We start from the raw sequence: 18,205 nt of genomic DNA, 5'->3' as shown, positions 1-18,205 counted from the left end.
ATGTGGATATTGAGTAAGGCATTAGAAATCGCTTCAATCAATCTTCAAAATGGACGGTCAAAGAAGCCGCGGGCAAGCTAAAACTAGATCTCCAAGACGCACCAGCATCCACTGGATAAGCATCCGTCCAAGTCCCTGTGGTCACGACGTCACCAGCTTGGATGTCTGTTGAACCAGGGCAACATCTCAATTCTTTCAGGAAATGCTCGAGCGCGTGAAGGGGGCTATCCAACACATGGGCCCCTGCCCCGACTTCAACCAGATTCTCGTCTCTGTACAACGTGGCGGTTGCTTTCGCTAGCAAGGCATGAAGCTCTTGAGCTGATTTCGCCACCGATGCCACAGAGGTTTTTTCGCCAACGATGAGGTGGGCATGAAGTCCGCCATCTGCAACGGTGTCCGCGGCTTCAAACTTCCAATTTGGCATGTGCGACTGAACGATCTCAAAACCAGGCGCCATCCAATCCAACGACTGATAGATATCGTCCAGGGTGGCGTCAGGCTTTGGCGTCTCCTTGAATCCGAAAACAATCTCTGGCTCGATTCGTGGCTGGCAAATCCCCGAAAGAGAGAAAACATGAGCCTCAGAACAAAACGTGAGGGTTGTATTCCAAACTGTGCCCCAAATTGGACCAAAGACGTTGTAGCGAGGCCAGATCGTACGGTTTGTAAATCCAATCTTGTAGCCACGCGGTGTTTCACCTCTGGCGAGCCTCAGCTCACGAACAGCCAGTGCGTCCTGATAGGCCGAATGGATGTCATAGCCCTGAGTGGCGCTGACCGCCTGCGACCAGCATTCACCGCTGTCGTAATAGGCAAGAAGTTGTTTCGAATTCATCCTCTGAGCTTACCAAGTAAGGAATGTGCAACCCATGACACGGTCTGTCTATCGACCTATTTCAATTTTTCCCAGACCAGGCTTCGGATGCTGACCTTGCCATCAAGCGGGTCTGGGGATACCGGTGTGGAAAGAGACAACCTGTGGCCTTCGAGCTTGAAGATGCGCACTTGCTGGGTTCCGGTCCAAGTTTCATTCCACGAGATGTCCACGTGATGGGTCACCTCGTTGCCGGCGATGGTGTAAGTGCCGGCATAGCTGATGACGCTGCGAAATAAATTCTCAGCCTCAGTTGCCGTGGCCGTGGTAGCCGCCGGCTTATGACGATCGCCGCGGACGATGATGACGACCATTCGGCCATCCGCTGAATAGGTGATGAACCCCTGTGGGTTCGGCCCCATGAGATCGATGGTGAGACCCGAAGGAACCTCTTCACGGATCACCGAAACCAGCTGCCAAGTGCCGAGTAAGCGGCTGGCTGGCGTGTCGTTCGGCTGAGTTACAGCTGCTTCTCGGGTCATGAGCGTTTGAAGGGAATCGCTGCAACGAACAACAAGATTTTCATGGCGATATTTCCTTGAGGTGTGGTGGGTCATGCCGAATAGGTTGAATGATTATGCTGTCAATTACGTTTTGAATGCCCTTCCAATGCAAGACAAGTCGCAAGCGGCAGCAAGTGGACCGCCTGTCACTGGCACTAGGGAATTCCATAGTGCACGGGCTGCAAAGGCCGTCTTACTATCGAAAAAAATCGTACGCATGCAAACAATGCTTATTCGTACGAGTCAGAAGAAATTCAAGACTATGCAGCAACAGCGAAATACGACATCAGACATTGCCAACGGTAACGGCTTGGGGCATTTCAATCACGTTGAAAAAATCGACGCGACCGATGATTTCATTCGCCAAGCCGTGGATCAGGCCGACCTCCCCGCGCTACTGGCGACGCTTGCCATGATCACCGGTGACACGTCGTTGATCACACCGGATCTCAAGCCCCCGACGCCGCCCATGATGACAACGATCGCCCCCCAAGGTGGGATGAGCACGGAGGCCCAAGATAAAGCCAGGCGCCTGGCCACTGCGACCCTCATCAAGTTTCGTGACAGCGGGCAAACTGTGCAGGACGCCCCTCCCCCATCACTGATTGACCAATGTGTCGCTTATCTTGTCCGCGGCGACCTGGACGAACTGCGGCCACTGTTAGAACATGAATTGAACATCACGCGCGACATGGGCGCCCCCGATTGGAAGTTGACAGACATTGCACCAGACAGAAATTTTCGCGTCGCCGTCATCGGCGCAGGTGTCAGTGGTATCGCAGCAGCTTACCGGCTGCAGCAGGCAGGTGTGGACTTTTCTGTTTATGAAAAAAACGAAGAGGTGGGTGGCGTCTGGTGGGAAAACCGGTACCCAGGTTGCCGGCTGGACACGCCCAACTTTGCCTACAGCCTGTCGTTCGCGCAAAAGCCCGACTGGCCACAACAGTTCTCCCGCCAACCCGAGATCCATGCCTACCTAAAAACGGTGGCAGGCCAAGCCGGTATCCGCAGCAAGATCCAATTCAATACCGAAATTGATGCCATGCGTTTTGATGAAGCGCGTGGCTGCTGGACACTCAGCGTGCGTCACGCTGATGGCACTGTGCTTGAAGAAGAATTCAATGCCGTCATCACTGCCGTTGGCATTCTGAGTCGGCCGAGTTTTCCAGACATTCCCGGTATCGACACCTTCAAAGGTCAGATCATCCACTCCGGTAAATGGCCGCAATCTCCAAACCTGGAGGGCAAACGGGTGGCGATGGTGGGCACCGGTGCGAGCGCCTTCCAAATCGGCCCATCGATTGCACAAAGTGTGTCGCAGTTCACCGTGTTCCAGCGCAACCCACCTTGGATGCTGCCCACACCCACGTACCACGACGACATCAAGCCTGGTATGCAGTGGCTGCTCAAACATGTGCCTTTCTACGGCCGCTGGTTTCGCTTCTGGCAATTCTGGATCGCGGTTGAAGGCCGCTTGCCACTGACAGAAGTCGACGAAGGCTGGGACCATCCCGTTTCCGTTGGCCGCGCCAACGAAGAACTGCGTCAGGGTTGCTTGGCTTGGATGGCTGGCCAGTACAGCGACCGACCCGACCTCTTGGCCAAAGTGACGCCCAATTACCCGCCCGCCGCCAAACGCATGCTGCGCGACAACGGTGCGTGGGCCACCATGCTGAAGGTGCCGCATGTGGAGCTGAACACAACAGGCATCGAAGAATTCACCACCACAGGCATTCGGACCAAAGACGGTGAGTTGCATGCATTCGATGTGATCGTTTTTGCGACGGGTTTTAAAGCTTCCGACTTTCTCTCACCGATGAAGATCACCGGCATGGATGGTCGAGAACTTCACCGCGATTGCTGGGCCGGCGACTGCCGCGCTTATTTGGGCATCATGGTGCCGGGCTTTCCAAACCTGTTCATGACCGGAGGCCCCAACACAGCCGTTGTCATCAATGGCAGCGCCATCTTTTCCTCTGAATGTCAGGTGGAGTACTCCATGCGTGCCATCGGCCATTTGCTGGCGAATGGTCAGAAGGCGCTGGACTGCAAGGCCGAACCCTTCGAGGAATACAACGCGTGGGTCGACGCAGGCAACCTCAAACGCGCCTGGGGTGCTGCACGCACCACCAGTTGGTATACAAACAGCCAAGGTCGTGCATCTCAGACTTGGCCGCACAGCCTGATGGACTACTGGAACATCACGGCCACTTTCAAGCCCGCTGATTACGAGTTCATGCGTTAACCATGGCAACCAAGAAAGTCATCAAGCTGGACGACATGCCGGGGCACCTGTTTCGCAGGTTGCACCAGCTCGCGGTCATGCGCTTTACGGCCGAACTGGATGAAACGGGCCTCACGCCTGTCCAATGGGCGGCATTGATGACCACGTCGCAGCGTCCTGGGCTAGACCAGAGCACCCTGTCACGCGAAATTTATATCGACACCTCCACCATTGCCGGCGTCCTGGATAGGTTAGAGGCACGCGGGCTGATCCAACGCCGCCATTCCCCAGACGACCGGCGCGTGCGGCAGCTCTACCTGACCGATGAAGGCGCAGTGCTGCTCAAGACGGCCTCGGCCTCCGTGGTCGGCATACAGAAGTGGCTGCTCTTACCGCTGTCGGTAGAAGAGCGGGCAGTTTTTACGCAACTGATGCTCAAGGTTTTGCACCGTCTCGAAAAATGAAACACATGTTCAGCATGATTTTTTGGCTAAAGGTAACCGCGCATGTTTGAAGAAAAATGGTTAACCGTCAACGACTGCAAGGTGCGTGTGCGCCGTGGCGGCTCAGGGCCAACCTTGCTTTATCTGCATGGTGCCAACGGTGCTGCGAAGGTTCCTGCATTCCTAGAAAGCTTCACAGCGCATTTCGATGTCTGGGTTCCTGAGCATCCAGGATTTGGTGAGTCTGACGCGCCGGACTGGCTAGAGAACATCCATGACCTCGCGTATTTTTACAGCGACTTTCTCCATCAACTGGGTTTGTCTAAGGTGCATGTGATTGGCAGCTCCATTGGCGGCTGGTTGGCCATGGAAATGGCCATTCGTGAGCCACAACGATTTTCATCCATGGTGTTGATTGGCTGCGCTGGCATCCGCCTAGAAGGAACACCCCCTGGCGATACGTTTCAATGGGACCCGGCTACAGCGGTGCGCAACACCTTTGTAGACGACAAGATGGTGGCCTTCGCGCTGAGTCACCCGCTTGAGCCAGCCACTGCTCAGAAAAACAGGCGCACCGTTGAACGACTGGCTTTCGAGCCCCGCCTGCATGACCCCATGCTGCACAAATGGCTGCACCGCATCCAATGCCCCGTGCAGCTCGCTTGGGGCGATCAGGACAAGATCATGCCTTTGGCCTATGGCCATGCGTTTGCAAAACTGATACCGCAATCCCAATTGGTGGTCTACCCGAACTGTGGACATTTGCCGCAAATGGAGCAAGCCACTGAATTTGCGGCCTCCTCTCTGAAATTCATGCGTGAGGTTCAACCGTCGTGAACGAATTTTTCAATCCGCCTTCAAGCGCATTGGGCGCCCTATTTTTCAAGCCAAGGAGCTAGACATGTTGGCAGGACAAATCATCAATGGCATTGTCAGCGGGGCCATGTACGCCTTGGTGGCGATCGGGTTCTCACTTGTGATCGGTGTGCTGGACAAATTGAACTTTGCACATCCAGAAGTTTTCATGTTCGGCGGTTTTATTGGACTGATGTCCATGTCGCACCTGCCCATGCCTTGGGCGTTTGCCATGGCCTTCATTGTGGGCGGCTTGATCGGTGTGTTGACCGAGTTTTTGGCGTTCAGACGGTTTCAAACGGCAGATGCCAAGATCACTGCAGCGCTGGCTTCGATGGCGTTGGGTTTGGTCATGGCCGACTTGGTGCACAAATGGTGGGGTACCGAGCCCGTACCCGTCACGCCCCCCGAAGGTTGGTTGACGGGCCGCACCTCTTTGTTGGGCGTTCAAGTGCTCAACTTGCAGTTCTTGATTTTGGGCATCACGATTGTGCTGATGATCGGCTTGCAATTGCTGCTGCAACGCACGCGCATGGGTCGACAAATCAGGGCTTTGGCCGAGTCCAGTGTGTCGGCATCGCTGCTGGGCATCCATGTGCGCCGTGTCACGCAAACGGTATTTTTCATCTCTTCCGCCTTGGCTGCAGAGGCTGGATTGCTGTTGGCTTTGCGCGGCGGGGCAGCCAGCTCAGACATCGGTTTGACCTTTGGCCTCAAGGCGCTCGCCATCATGGCCATTGGTGGTTTGGGTGATTTGCGAGGCGCTGTGATTGGTGGCTTGCTGGTCGGTGTTTTGGAGTCGCTGATGTATGTGTTTGGTTTTGGTCGGTTGGTCGAGATCACCGTTTGGGTCGCCATGATCGTGGTCCTGACCTTCAGGCCCGGTGGCCTGTTCGGTGGCGGCGTTCATAGTCAGGAGCAACGCGCATGATTGCAGATCACCTGTTTTTTGCGGGCATCAACGTCTTGTTGGCCTGGAGTGTTTACACGGTCTTGCTGACCGGCAGTTTGTCGTTTGCCCAAGGCGCCTTCATGGCCATTGGCTGTTACGGCGCGGGCGTTTTGACCGTCAAATTTGGCTGGCCCCTTTTGCCCTCGACCTTGGTCGCCGCAGCGGGTGCGGCTGTCTTGGCGGCAATTTTGGGTTACCCCGCACTGCGCCAGCGCGGCATCTACCTCATCTTGGTCACCTTGGGCATCACCTTCTGCGTTCGTGTCGTCATCGAAAACGTCAAATACGTGGGCGCTGTTTCGGGCTTTGGTGGCATGGTTGGGGCTGACCTCAACAGTGTTTTGATTGCACTGGCGTTTGTGGGCAGCTTTTTGGTGGCACTGTCTTACAGCCCACTGCAACGCATCTGTGATGCCGTTCGCGAAGACGATCGTGTGGCGGCCTCATTGGGCATCAATGTGACGGCCGTGCGCTTGATCGGTTTCTCTGCAGGCGCTGCCATCGCTGCGGTCGCGGGCTCGCTGTATGGGCATTACATGAACTTTGTTCGTCCAGAAAGTTTCGATGTGTTGCTGTCCGTTTACGTGGTGCTTTATGTTGTGCTGGGCGGGGCCAACAACCTGTGGGGGCCTTTGCTAGGCGCCGCAGTCATGACGCTGCTGCCCGAGTATTTCAGGGTCCTCGCAGACTGGCGCCCTACGGTTTTTGGTTTGGCGATTCTGATCATGTTGTTGTTCAGGCCGCAAGGCTTGCTGGCATTCCGAACGCTGACCACACGTTTCAAAAAGCGAGGTCTTGAATCATGAACACCTCCACCCCCCACACAGCGGTCATCTCTCCTGTTTTGAAGGTGACCGATCTGTGCAAACATTTTGGCGGCGTCAAAGCCATCGATGGCATCGATTTGGAAGTCTTGCCCGGTGAGATTTTGGGCATCATCGGTCCCAACGGGGCGGGCAAGACGGCATTGATCAACACCATCACCGGTTTTTACCGGGCGACCTCAGGCCATATCCATTTGGGTGACACGGAGATCACACACAGGCCCATGCACCACATCGGTCGCATGGGGGTAGGCCGCACATTTCAGAACATCCGTTTGTTCAAGCGCATGAGTGTTCTTGAAAACGTGCTGGTGGCTTTCAAGGTGTTCACTGAGCACCCTTGGCGATCGATTTGGCCGGGGCAGCATCGCCGGGAGGTGATGGAGAAGGCCATGCATTGGCTGTCCTTGCTTCAACTGGCTGACAAAGCGAATCAATCCGCAGCCTCACTGTCGTATGGCGATGCACGACGACTGGAGATCGTGCGGGCATTGGCCGGTTCGCCCAAATTGCTGCTGCTCGATGAGCCTGCGGCCGGCATGAACGACTCAGAAACGCAGCAACTGATTCATGACGTTCAAAAAATTCGCGCCCATGTGGGTGCCGTCATGCTGATTGAGCACGACATGAATTTGATTCGCCAATTGTCCGACCGCATCTTGGCCATGGACTACGGTAAAAAAATTGCCCAAGGCAGTCCCGAGATTGTTCTGAAGCACCCAGAAGTTCTGCGCGCCTATCTGGGCATCGAATCAGAAGGTGATCAACCATGAGCAAAATTCTTCTTTCTGTCACGGACCTGTCGGCCAGTTATGGCCCCATTCGCGCGCTGCGTGGCGTATCGCTGGAAGTTCGGGAAGGCGAGACCGTGGCTGTTGTGGGTGCCAATGGTGCGGGCAAGACCAGTTTGATGCGCGCCATCTCCAGCCTCCTGCCTTTGTCATCAGGCCGTGCATCATTTTTAGGTCATGACATTTCAAAAACATCCACGCATGAATTAGCCCGCCTGGGCATGCTGCATGTGCCTGAAGGACGGGGCACTTTGCAAACCCTGATGGTGAAAGAGAATTTGCAACTGGCATGGGAAATTCGCCCAAGTGCAGAACCCTTTGAATTGGCGCTCGAAAAAGTTTACGCCAGGTTTCCCAGACTGAAAGAACGGGCGGACCAATGGGCTGGCAACTTGTCAGGCGGTGAACAACAAATGTTGTCGGTGGCCCGTGCCATCATCAATCGCCCGCAATTGCTGTTGATCGATGAACCCTCCATGGGCCTGTCGCCATTGATCACCAAAGAAGTCTTCCATGCTTTGGCAGAACTGCGTGATGCTGGTGTGGCCATTTTGTTGGTGGAACAGAATGTCAAACGTGCCTTGGCGTTGTCACACCGGGCCATGGTTTTGACACACGGCGAATTCACCTTACAGGGCTTGGCGCGTGACTTGATGGTGGACCCTCGTGTCATGGCCAGTTACATGGGGCATGCCGCATGAATGCCGCAGCCTGATTCCCTATGACTACCCTTCCAACCTCAAAAACAGCGATCGTGACGGGGGCTGCCTCGGGCATCGGGGCCGCCACCGCACTGCTGCTGGCGCGCCAGGGCATGCATGTGGTCTTGGCAGACATCCAATCGGATTTGCTCGAGCAAAGTCTGCAAAAGTGCCTGAGTGAAGGCTTGAGTGCAAAAGCCTTCTTGACGGACGTGTCCGACCCGGAGTCCGTCAAAGCCCTGGCCGATTTCACCGAGCAAGCATTTGGCGAGATCCACCTGTCTTTCAACAACGCGGGGGTCGCCATGCACGGTGTGCCCATGGCACAGATGAGCTTGCGAGACTGGCAATGGGTCATCGATGTCAACATCAAAAGCATTGTTCACAGCATTCACCACATCCTGCCGCGCATGCGCCAACACGGACAAGCAGCGCATTTCATCAACACCGCGTCGATCGGTGGTTTGCAAGTCAATCCCAACTGGTTAACAGGCGCCTACTCCATGACCAAGTATGCCGTGGTGGCCATGTCTGAGGGGTTGAGAAATGAGCTTGCAGATAGCCATGTCACCGTCTCCGTCTTGTGTCCTGGCGCTGTGGACAGTGACTTCGGCAGCGCCGTGAGCAGACCACCCCGTTTGGGCGGTCCCACAAACCGACCCGAACAAGCATTTTTGGCACAGACATTGAGTACGGTGGGTGTCAGCCCCGAATTCGTTGCCCGTCGCATCTGGCAGGCCATCCAAAACAAAGAGTTCTTCATCTTCACCGACAGCGCCATGAAGTCGGTGATTGAAGAGCGCCACCAAAGCATCTTGACGGGTTTTGAAATGGCCGATGCTTTCAAAACTCAGCTGGATCGTTGACTTGAATTCCCAACCACCTCAAACAGGAGACTCACGATGACCCCAAGCAAAAGAAAACTGCTGAGCATCACGCTGACAAGCGTCGCTTTGGCAGTGACCTCGTTATCCGTCATGGCGCAGCCAAAGCCACCCATCAAAATTGGCCTGATCACCCCGCTGACTGGGCCACTGGGAAGCTATGGCAAGTCCCAGGATCTCATCGTCAAAATGGCCGTGGAGGACATCAACGCCAAAGGGGGCATCAATGGCAGTTTGTTGCAAGTGGATGTCGGTGATTCCCAAACCGATCCCGGCCAAGCTGTTTTGCTGTTTCGCAAATTCACCAGCGAAGGACACTTTGGCGTTGTAGGTCCCATGACCGGCACCCAATGGGAGACCGTCAGTCCCTTGGCCAACCAACTCAGCATGCCCGCCATCAGCGTGAACGCGGTCAAGCCCGGTATCACGATCAAGCCTTGGACGATTCGCCTTCAGCCGGCAGACGACACCTTGATGCCAGAAGGCATGAAAGACTTTTTGAAGGCCTACCCCAAAGTCAAAAAAGTCGTGATCGTTGCCGATGTGCGCGAAGCCTCCAGCAAAGCCAGTGCCGATGCCTATGCAGCGCTGGCCAAACAAATGGGTCTGGAAGTTGTGGAAGTGATCGAGTTTTCATCGCGGGCAACAGACCTATCCGCCGCGGCCATTCAGATCAAAGGGGCCAATCCAGATGCCATTTTGGCAGCTGCATTCCCAGCCCAGGCTACCTTGCTGGCCAAAGATCTGACCGTCCAAGGCGTCAAGGTTCCGGTCCTCAACACCAGCATTTTGTGGTCAGGGCCTTTCATCAACATCGTGGGTGAAAACGGCCGCAATTGGCACGTCATTGGCTTCTCGACCAACGAGGCTGGCCCTCCGGGGGTCAACGATCCAGCGGTGTACGCCAACATGGCCAAACGTGCTCTGCAGCGTGCCGATGCCTCATTGGGCGCGCCCTTCAACGTCGCGAACTGGGCCATTGGCTACGATGGCGTGTTGCTTTACGCGGACATCATGCGGCGCGCTGGCATCGACGGCAACACCGATCCCAAGAGTGCACGCGAGTCCATCAAAAGCGAATTCCTGAAACTCAAAACCTTCAGCGGCGCCTACAAATACACCATGCGCGATACCGGTGACGGCCATGTGCCCACCACGGTGTTGGCCGCGGACGTTGACAAAAAAGTTTGGAAATTCCTGAACATTCCTCGCTGATGTGATCGGCAAAAAATATGCGGGTGGATGTGTTCAACATCCACCCGCTTTTTTATGGGCTGTTCAGAGCCAGGCTTTGGAGGCCTCCTCAACCCGTGGCATGACCTCGCGCGAAAACAACTCAACCGAGCGCTTGGCGTGCGCATGTGGCAAGTTGCCGAACATGAATTGCCCAACCAGGTAGTTGAGCCGGCCATCATGCGCTTTTTGGCTCAAGACCCTGGCCACGGTTTGCGGCGACCCTGCCACCGCGTGTCCGCTGGCCACCATGTCAGCGTAGGAGGGACTCAATTTGACACGCTGCGGCTCTGTGCCGTGAACACGCCAAAGTTTGTAAAAGCTGTCATAAAAACTGGGCCATGCGCTTTCAGCAATGGCCATGGCTTCTTCGTCCGTATCGGCCACCACGACGTTTCGGTAAATGCCAATCAGAGCCTCTTCTGAACCTGCACCTTGACTGGCCGCAGCTTCTTGGCGGTAGCGGTCACTGATGTCACCCACTTTGCTTTCTGGACCACCACAAATGATGTTGACTTTATTTTGGGCAGGCCATACCGCTGAGTCGGCCGTGCCCACCGCATACCAAACCGGTGGATGGGGCAACTGGAAGGGTTTCATGGTGACTGGCATGTTTTGGATGTTCCAAAATTTGCCAGGGTGATTGAGCACATCCGATGAAAAGTACTTCATCAAAATCTCAAAAGCCTCGGCATAAGCCTCCCCCGCAGAAGCCGAGTCAAACCCCAAGGCATCGAGTTCGTGCGGATTCGCACCGCGACCCACACCGAACTGGAAACGACCTTGCGCCAACTGGTCCAACATACAAATTTCTTCGGCCAATTTCACGGGGTGATGAATCGGCAAGAGATAAACCAAGGGGCACAGCTTGATGCGACGTGTTCTTTGCGCCACCGCAGAGAGGAAGACACTTTGGGAAGGGCCCATGCTCAGAGGCGTGGCATGGTGCTCGCTCAGGTGGTAACAATGAAATCCTCCCTGGTCATACATCTCTGTCAATTCCAGACGCTGTTCGTACTGAAGATGCAGCGGGCGACCCGAGTCATCGTTTTGGTCAAAGATTCCGAATTTCATAGTCAACCCTTTTCTTAATCACTGATTAATTCATGCGATCATAAATAGACTTGTTTCAGTGTGATAGCCCTGAAGCACGAGGGGATTCCCTAGGTGCCCAGCCGGTGAATGAGGCTTGGTGCGCATGCCCTGACCTGCGGCGGACCCTGTACGATTTCGACCATGCGAAAGAACAAAACCATGCCAGCCCAAGGACTGCCAGCCGCCTCGGCGCCTGCTGAGCAGGACACCAAAGAACGCCTACTGAAAGCGGCCAAAGAGTTGTTTGTTCGCAAAGGTTTTTCAGGCGTGTCAATCCGCGAAATTGCGCGAGAGGCTGAGGCCAACTCCGCCTTGATTTCCTATTATTTCGGTGACAAGGAAGGCTTGTTCAAAGGTGTTCTGGAATCCTTTGTGCGCCCCTTGAATGCCACCAGGATGGCGCAGTTCGCAGCGCTAGAAAAGCAAGCTGACATCACCGTGGAAGATGTGGTTCGCGCTTGGGTCGCACCTATGTTCTTGATGCCCAAGTCCAAGAATGCATCGCCTGTGGTGTCGTTGTCACTGACACTGAGCGCCGAATACGACAAGCTGTCTGAACAAATCATTTTGGATCTTTATGACGAAATGAACGAGTGCTTTTTGTGCCTGCTCGAGCGCTGCTTGCCCAAAGCTAGCCGCAGCAGCTTGGTGTGGCGCTTGTACTTTTTGGTGGGGGCTGCGTTGACCGCATCGCGCCCTCGCACCAAGAGCGTCCAAAAATTGACGCACGGCATGATCAACCACCAAGACACCGCAGAATTGGTCGACCAGTTGGTTCAATTTGCAGCGGCCGGATTCAGGGCCATCGACATTCAGACTTCCCAGCCACCCAAGAAAATTTAGCTTGGGTGGATTTTTTCAACCCTTCAGAAAGTTCGGATGACTTCATTAAAAACGACAAAAAATGGCTCTGCGCTGGCCGTGATCGTGACCGGCGGAGCACGCGGCATTGGGCACGCATTTGCGCAGCGACTGGCCCAAGATGGGTTTCATGTAGTCATTGTCGATACGGTCGGGGCTGAGCATTCGGCCGAACAACTGGTACATGAGGGCTTTTCAGCCAAAGGCTACACAGCCAATGTCACCCAAGCCAGTGACTGGGATGGGCTGCTCCAAGACATCGTGGTATCCGGCCAAACCCTGCATGGGTTGGTCAACAATGCCGCCCTGTTTGCCAGCCTAGAAATGCAGAATTTTGAACAAGTCACCCGCGACGAATGGATGCAGGTGATGGAAGTCAACACCTACGGCCCCTTCCTTGGCACCCAAAAAGTGGCCCCCTTGCTGGCAGCTCATGGCGGCGGCGCCATCGTCAACATCGCCTCCACCTCCCCGCTCAAGGGCGTCACAGGCATGCCCCACTATGTCTGCAGCAAAGGCGCTGTGATTGCCATGACCAGAACCTTGGCACGCGAGTTGGGCGATCGTGGCATCAGGGTGAATGCGGTCGCCCCGGGCTTCACCTTGAGCGAAGGGATTTTGCTGAACAAAGAGCACGTCGAAAAATTCCGAGACATCGGAAAAAATGCGCGAGCCTTGAAGCGCGACCAGTTGCCCCAAGACCTGCAAGGTGCGGTCAGTTTTTTGATGGGACTCGACTCGGCATTCATGACGGGCCAAACACTGGTGGTGGACGGCGGCGCCTATTTTGTTTAAGTTCGCTTTTAGGCTGTTCTGATTTTTTTGTTGATCACACAGCCTATCGCGAAATCAGGCGTTCCCGCTCGGCTACGAAGCCTTGCCAATTTCTGAACAGCAGTCGTGCTGTCTGTTGTCTACTGAATCAGGGGCATGACAGAATAAACATTCGCTCCTTTGACAAAAATTCGGAATACCCCCACACCTTTGGCCGACCAAGATCTGACACCCACCGCCCCTAGCGCTGTTCAACATGATGTTCAAAGTGAGTTACGCCATGTGCGCGCACTCATGCAACTGGAGCAACAGGAAGACCAGGCGCAGTTCAAGCTCAAAAACGCCAGTGCCAGCATCAAAGAGCGCCGTCGGCGTGGCTTGACTTGGTACCCCGTCACCATCACCCAAGAAGACATCGGTTTTGGCGGCAAGGTGGTGCTGGAGCTGGAGCGCCCGGCGCATCGGCAAGACCTGCATTTGTTCCAGGTGGGGGCTGCTGCGGCGCTGTTCAGCAATGCGACCGGCTATTCGGGCACACATTCGGCATCAGATCGACCCGTGGTGAGCGGCGTGGTGACCCGCGTGCGGCGCAACAAGCTGGTGCTGGCCACCACCAAAGAAGCGCTACCCGACTGGGTGCGGGACGGCAGCACCCTAAACGGAAGCACCCCAAACGGCAACACGTTAGGCATTGACCTGACCTTTGACGAGGTCAGCTACCGCGAGATGAACCAGGCCCTGAGCGCGGTCATGGCCGCACACGGCAACCGCTTGGCCGAACTGCGCGACGTGCTGCTGGGCGCGAAGGCTGCCCGCTTTCGCGAGCCCCAAGGCGACGACCTGTTTTACCCCTGTGCGCTCAACGACTCGCAGCTGGCCGCTGTGCGCCATGTGGTCACGGCGCAAGACGTGGCCATCATCCACGGCCCGCCCGGCACGGGCAAAACCACCACGCTGGTGCAAGCCATTCTGGAAACCATCCGGCGCGAACGGCGTGTGCTGGTGTGCGCCCCCTCGAACACCGCCGTGGACCTGCTGACCGAAAAGCTAGCCGAGCGCGGTGTGAATGTGATCCGCCTGGGCAACCCCAGCCGCGTGTCGGAGCTGCTGCTCAAGCACACGCTGGACGCCGGGGTGATGGCCCACGCCAGCTACGCCAAGATGCATGCGATGCGCCAAACCGCCGAGCAGCACCGAGAGGCTGCCAGCGGACGTGTACGCAACTTTGGTTTTGAAGAGCGAGAGCGCCGCCAATGGCTGCGAGAAGAAGCCCGCACGCTGCGCCAAGCCGCCGACGATTTGGAGCGCTTCATGACCGAAGACGTGCTCGAATCGGTGCAAGTCATCACCTGCACGCTGGTGGGCGCCAGCCACCGCACCATTCGCCACCTGGGCTTTGAGACCGTCTTCATCGACGAAGCCGCCCAGGCCCTGGAGCCGGGTTGCTGGATTCCCATTGCCAAAGGCCAGCGCCTGGTGTTGGCGGGCGACCACCACCAGCTGCCGCCCACGGTGAAAAGCGAAAAAGCCGCCCGCGAAGGCCTGCGCGAAACCTTGTTTGAAAAGTGCATCCAGCGCCAACCCAACACGGCCCGCATGCTGAAGGTGCAATACCGCATGCACGCGCAGATCATGGGGTTCAGCTCTGAGAAGTTTTATGGCAGCCAATTGGTGGCGCACCCCAGCGTACGCCATGCCGACTTGGCCGCGTATGACCCGCGCTTTGATGACCCGCGTTTTGCACCCGACCTGCCTGTGGAATTCATCGACACAGCGGGCTGCGGCTTTTCGGAACTGGCCATCCCCGAAAGCCGATCAACCGCCAACCCCGAAGAAGCCCACTTGCTGCTGGAGCGCCTGGCGCAGCTGCTGGCCCAACTGTCGGAACCCGGCGAACCCAGCGACCCAGATCAGCGCCCGCTCAGCATTGGCGTGATTGCACCGTACCGCGCCCAAATCAACTATTTGAAAGACGCCATCGAAGACAGCGCCGTGCTGAACGATTGGCTGCTGCAACGCAGGCTCAGCGTGGGCACCGTTGATTCGTTTCAGGGCCAAGAGCGCGACATCATCGCCATCACCTTGACGCGCAGCAACCCCCAAGGCGAGATCGGCTTTTTGTCTGACATCCGTCGCATGAACGTGGGCATGACCCGCGCACGGCGCAAGTTGCTGCTGGTGGGCGATTCGTCCACGTTGTGCAGGCATCCGTTTTTTGGGGAGTTGTTGGCGTATGTGAAGCGAGTGGGTGGTTACCGCATGTTCATTCCACCAACCATTCCACCCCGCCAGCAGGCGTGAGCCTAGCCCGGCGATGCCCGTCTTTGCGCAAGGCCAACCAGTCCATGGAGGACACTTTGAAGTTCAAAATCGCTAAATGGTGCCCCCGCAAATAAAGTCGCTTGGTTTATCTTGAACCCAGTGGATGAAGCTTGCCATCTCAGGCTGTGCACGCAACGCCTGTGGCGTGGGGTAATGGATTGGGCCGCAGTTCATCGGTTGCAATTTCATCGAGCATCAGGCGAACGCCCAACGATCCACTGCCCGATCGCACGGGTGACTTTTTCAGGCAGATCTCAATCCGCCGGATGGCCGGGTATGCGGCACATGCTATTGCAATGCGCGTGATGAGCCGCTCTTGCGTTTCGTAATGACCGTCCGCTGCGAGTCGATCAATTTCGGCAATGAGGGGGTCATAGTCAAACACATGCGCCATGCCATCTTGAGAAATGAGCACTTGATTGACCGAAATCGCAAGTGTCAAGTCAAGGAGGTGAACCTCTGGCCTGGTGTCATGGGGTCCATAAGTTCCAATGTCTGTTTTGAGATGTAGATCTCGTAATTCAACGACTGCTGAGCTAGCTTGCTTCATACCTGTACCTTTTGATGGATGAATCTCATCAGACCTTCGCTGACGTCTTGGATCAGATCCAAGACAGCTGAATCAACTTTGATCTTGTGCAAAAGATCTGGATCAGCCAACCTTTTGAAAAAACGGATCGGTGCCTGGGTTTTTCCAGCTCTTTTTAAAGGCGTCGTGCCAACACCACAGCAGCGGCTGAACCACAGCCTACGGTCCAACACCAAGCTCGCAAAAGCAAACCGGGTTTATCTCCAACCAACGCCGCGGACTCATCCCGATGATGCTGCTCATCGGCTTGGCATCGAAGTAAAAGCGGCAGCAAACCGTCTGGCCCGCCAAATTCTTTGAGGTGATCGATCTGCTGCTGGTAGTGTTGATCAACAAACGTCTCTACAGCTGCAATCGTTCCATAAACGGCCTGCCTGCCAAATATTGCGGGTATGGCACCTGTCAACCAGCCCGCTATCCGCCAAGGCCCCAACAGCAAACTTCTCTGAGCGGATGGCAGCCAAAGCTCGATCTGTTTTAAGTGATCGGCCTCGGTGACACCATGTGCCTTGGCAAATGAAAGCATCTCCTCATCCCCGCGCCACTGAGCCACAGCGGCGATGCCTTTGTAAATGTAAACAGCGCCTGTCTCACCTGCATGGTCTGAGCGCAATTCGCGTTGAATGTGGATAGAGAAGGTTTGAGACACAAGGCACTAAAAATATGAATTGCGAAGAAAAATATCTACTCAGCCTAACGCAAGGTGTCTCGGTTTGACGTGAGAACGGGGACCTACCCTAATGAAATATGGGGTATTGTTCTTTGGTATTCCCCCAAATCAGTAGACGCCATGGCGTAAATAAAAACGTCCTCATCCGCAGCCGCAGTGTGCGTGATACCAACCCTGCACCTCGGGCTCGATGCGACCCCAACCTGCGATCAAGCCGGCAAACCCAGGCATCGCTGCGCGGTAGAGCCGACGCAATTCCTTCTCAACGGCAGGCAAATCTACGCCCAACACCACGCCGTCTTGCATGAGCACACGGCCGGCGCAAACCACTTCGGAGATGTGACTCATGTTGCCGCGTGCAAACAGCAGTCCAAGCGGGTCCACGGGGAGGATGGCATCGCGGTCCAGGCGGTCAAGATCTATGGTGATCAGATCTGCCGGTGCTCCTTCAGCGAGAACGCCCAGCCCAGGCGCGCCGGTCACACCCCGACCTGCAGCGATCGCTTGGTCCATAAACGCCGCATGGCTCCAGGTACGGTCAAAACCGCATCCATCATGCGCCATCTGCACAAGCCGCATTTCGCGCAAGGCGTCGTCGTCCTCGTCCAGCGCGAGACCGTCGGTGCCGACCGCCACCGCGCAGCCCCGCCGCCGAGCGTCGGCAATGGGTGCAAGGCCGGAATGAAGATGGAGGTTCGATGAAAAATTCGTGACGATGCGGGCCCCGTGCTGCGCAATCAGGTCAAGCTCCTCGGGGCGGGCATGGGTGCAGTGTGCGAGCGTTGTGCGCGATGACAGAAAGCCGATGTCGGCGAGATACCTCACCACGCCTTCGGGAAAGGCTCGGTCTGCCCAGACGCGCTGGTAAGGCGTTTCGAGCAGGTGCATGTGAATGCGCCGGCCAGTCGCTTGCGAATGCCCAGCAATTGCCGACAGCATCGCTCGCGAGCACCATTGGACACCCGCCGGTCCCAGCTGCACGTCCACCATCGGTCCGGCGATCCGCGCCGCAATGTCCTCCACAAGCGCGAGGTAGTCTTGCGGCCGCGGAGGCGGGGGGATGAACATCGACTCCACCGTCCGCCTATCGCTTTCCGACAACGCGGTCAGCACCGGACCGGCGTCGCCGTAAACCAGCGGATTTTGGTCGCGTACCGCCATGGCGAAGGCCAGGCGGATGCCGACGTCGCTAGCGGCCCTGGCAATTTCAGCGGCCTCATCCGGAATCGACATCAACCCGCTGGGGCGTGTGTAGTGGACCATCATGGCCGCGCAACCGGCGCGCACCGACCGCGCCAGCGAAGCTGCGGCCTGCAGGTAGGGATCGGGCGGTGTACCCAACGCCGTGCGCAATATCCACGTCTCCAGCGGCATGTTCAGCGCGCCGAACGAAGACCCAGTCGGCCTTGCATGGTCATGCGCGTTGACAAGTGCCGGTAGCAGCAGCCTGCGTGGGCCGCCAGCTGGCTCGGACATCGGTTCCATGCGCTCAATCAGCCCACCCTTGATCGTGAGGCGGACGTTTGCCAGGACGCCCGCCCGCTCTCCGGCAAAGCAGCTGGCCGCCTCGATGACACGGTCGCCAGTGAGAGCGATGGGTGCCATGG

At 56.4% G+C, this 18,205-nt stretch carries 18 protein-coding genes; 12 read left to right on the top strand and 6 right to left on the bottom strand.

Annotated elements, in window-relative coordinates; all coding sequences use genetic code 11:
- Positions 1-37: 37 nt before the first annotated feature.
- The gene (locus tag B9Z42_RS03005; protein WP_100131875.1) at positions 38-838 is read right to left on the bottom strand and encodes a 2-keto-4-pentenoate hydratase; all 801 of its coding nucleotides are present in this window, start codon (positions 836-838) and stop codon (positions 38-40) included.
- Between the two features lie 56 nt (positions 839-894).
- Positions 895-1,434, bottom strand: coding sequence for a lipocalin-like domain-containing protein (locus B9Z42_RS03000; protein ID WP_100131874.1), 540 nt, complete (start codon positions 1,432-1,434; stop codon positions 895-897).
- 208 nt (positions 1,435-1,642) lie between these two features.
- Here B9Z42_RS03000 and B9Z42_RS02995 point away from each other — a divergent pair, with 208 nt between their 5' ends.
- The 9 genes from B9Z42_RS02995 to B9Z42_RS02955 all read left to right on the top strand — a co-directional run bounded on the left by B9Z42_RS02995 (position 1,643) and on the right by B9Z42_RS02955 (position 10,269).
- Entirely contained in the window at positions 1,643-3,625 is a 1,983-nt protein-coding gene (locus B9Z42_RS02995) for an NAD(P)/FAD-dependent oxidoreductase (RefSeq protein WP_158235892.1), read from the top strand.
- Between the two features lie 2 nt (positions 3,626-3,627).
- Positions 3,628-4,068 (top strand): MarR family winged helix-turn-helix transcriptional regulator, encoded by a 441-nt coding sequence (locus B9Z42_RS02990; protein ID WP_100131872.1) that lies wholly within the window; start codon positions 3,628-3,630, stop codon positions 4,066-4,068.
- 42 nt (positions 4,069-4,110) lie between these two features.
- Complete coding sequence (locus B9Z42_RS02985) at positions 4,111-4,884, top strand: alpha/beta fold hydrolase (protein ID WP_100131871.1); 774 nt, start codon at positions 4,111-4,113, stop codon at positions 4,882-4,884.
- A gap of 64 nt (positions 4,885-4,948) precedes the next feature.
- Positions 4,949-5,833, top strand: coding sequence for a branched-chain amino acid ABC transporter permease (locus B9Z42_RS02980; RefSeq protein WP_143474024.1), 885 nt, complete (start codon positions 4,949-4,951; stop codon positions 5,831-5,833).
- Positions 5,830-6,660, top strand: coding sequence for a branched-chain amino acid ABC transporter permease (locus B9Z42_RS02975; RefSeq protein WP_100131869.1), 831 nt, complete (start codon positions 5,830-5,832; stop codon positions 6,658-6,660). The genes B9Z42_RS02980 and B9Z42_RS02975 overlap by 4 nt, the downstream gene beginning before the upstream one ends.
- A complete protein-coding gene (locus B9Z42_RS02970) occupies positions 6,657-7,451 on the top strand; it encodes an ABC transporter ATP-binding protein (RefSeq protein WP_100131868.1) in 795 nt (264 codons plus the stop codon). The genes B9Z42_RS02975 and B9Z42_RS02970 overlap by 4 nt, the downstream gene beginning before the upstream one ends.
- Positions 7,448-8,170, top strand: coding sequence for an ABC transporter ATP-binding protein (locus tag B9Z42_RS02965; RefSeq protein ID WP_100131867.1), 723 nt, complete (start codon positions 7,448-7,450; stop codon positions 8,168-8,170). Before B9Z42_RS02970 ends, B9Z42_RS02965 begins: the two co-directional genes overlap by 4 nt.
- A 20-nt stretch (positions 8,171-8,190) precedes the next feature.
- Positions 8,191-9,036, top strand: coding sequence for an SDR family oxidoreductase (locus B9Z42_RS02960; protein WP_100131866.1), 846 nt, complete (start codon positions 8,191-8,193; stop codon positions 9,034-9,036).
- 36 nt (positions 9,037-9,072) lie between these two features.
- Positions 9,073-10,269, top strand: coding sequence for an ABC transporter substrate-binding protein (locus tag B9Z42_RS02955; RefSeq protein ID WP_100131865.1), 1,197 nt, complete (start codon positions 9,073-9,075; stop codon positions 10,267-10,269).
- A gap of 63 nt (positions 10,270-10,332) precedes the next feature.
- Here B9Z42_RS02955 and B9Z42_RS02950 read toward each other — a convergent pair whose 3' ends face one another.
- The gene (locus B9Z42_RS02950; RefSeq protein ID WP_100131864.1) at positions 10,333-11,361 is read right to left on the bottom strand and encodes an LLM class flavin-dependent oxidoreductase; all 1,029 of its coding nucleotides are present in this window, start codon (positions 11,359-11,361) and stop codon (positions 10,333-10,335) included.
- A gap of 162 nt (positions 11,362-11,523) precedes the next feature.
- Between B9Z42_RS02950 and B9Z42_RS02945 the strand changes: the two genes are divergently transcribed.
- From B9Z42_RS02945 to B9Z42_RS02935, 3 genes are all read left to right on the top strand, one after another.
- Positions 11,524-12,225 carry a TetR/AcrR family transcriptional regulator gene (locus B9Z42_RS02945; protein WP_158235891.1) on the top strand — a complete coding sequence of 234 codons (702 nt, stop codon included), beginning with the start codon at positions 11,524-11,526 and terminating at the stop codon, positions 12,223-12,225.
- A gap of 36 nt (positions 12,226-12,261) precedes the next feature.
- Positions 12,262-13,038, top strand: coding sequence for an SDR family NAD(P)-dependent oxidoreductase (locus tag B9Z42_RS02940; RefSeq protein ID WP_100131862.1), 777 nt, complete (start codon positions 12,262-12,264; stop codon positions 13,036-13,038).
- A 159-nt stretch (positions 13,039-13,197) separates the two neighbouring features.
- Positions 13,198-15,318: an AAA domain-containing protein gene (locus B9Z42_RS02935; protein ID WP_233203507.1), complete on the top strand. Its 2,121-nt coding sequence runs from the start codon at positions 13,198-13,200 to the stop codon at positions 15,316-15,318.
- A gap of 139 nt (positions 15,319-15,457) precedes the next feature.
- Here B9Z42_RS02935 and B9Z42_RS02930 read toward each other — a convergent pair whose 3' ends face one another.
- From B9Z42_RS02930 to B9Z42_RS02920, 3 genes are all read right to left on the bottom strand, one after another.
- Positions 15,458-15,889, bottom strand: coding sequence for a dihydroneopterin aldolase (locus B9Z42_RS02930; RefSeq protein WP_100131860.1), 432 nt, complete (start codon positions 15,887-15,889; stop codon positions 15,458-15,460).
- A 154-nt stretch (positions 15,890-16,043) separates the two neighbouring features.
- Entirely contained in the window at positions 16,044-16,577 is a 534-nt protein-coding gene (locus B9Z42_RS02925) for a demethoxyubiquinone hydroxylase family protein (protein ID WP_233203506.1), read from the bottom strand.
- 162 nt (positions 16,578-16,739) lie between these two features.
- Positions 16,740-18,203 (bottom strand): amidohydrolase family protein, encoded by a 1,464-nt coding sequence (locus tag B9Z42_RS02920; RefSeq protein WP_100131859.1) that lies wholly within the window; start codon positions 18,201-18,203, stop codon positions 16,740-16,742.
- Positions 18,204-18,205 lie beyond the last annotated feature (2 nt).

It is taken from the genome of Limnohabitans sp. B9-3 (assembly GCF_002778325.1).
In the GTDB taxonomy this organism is placed as follows: Bacteria; Pseudomonadota; Gammaproteobacteria; order Burkholderiales; family Burkholderiaceae_C; genus Limnohabitans; species Limnohabitans kasalickyi.
This window is presented reverse-complemented; position numbering and strand designations above follow the sequence as displayed.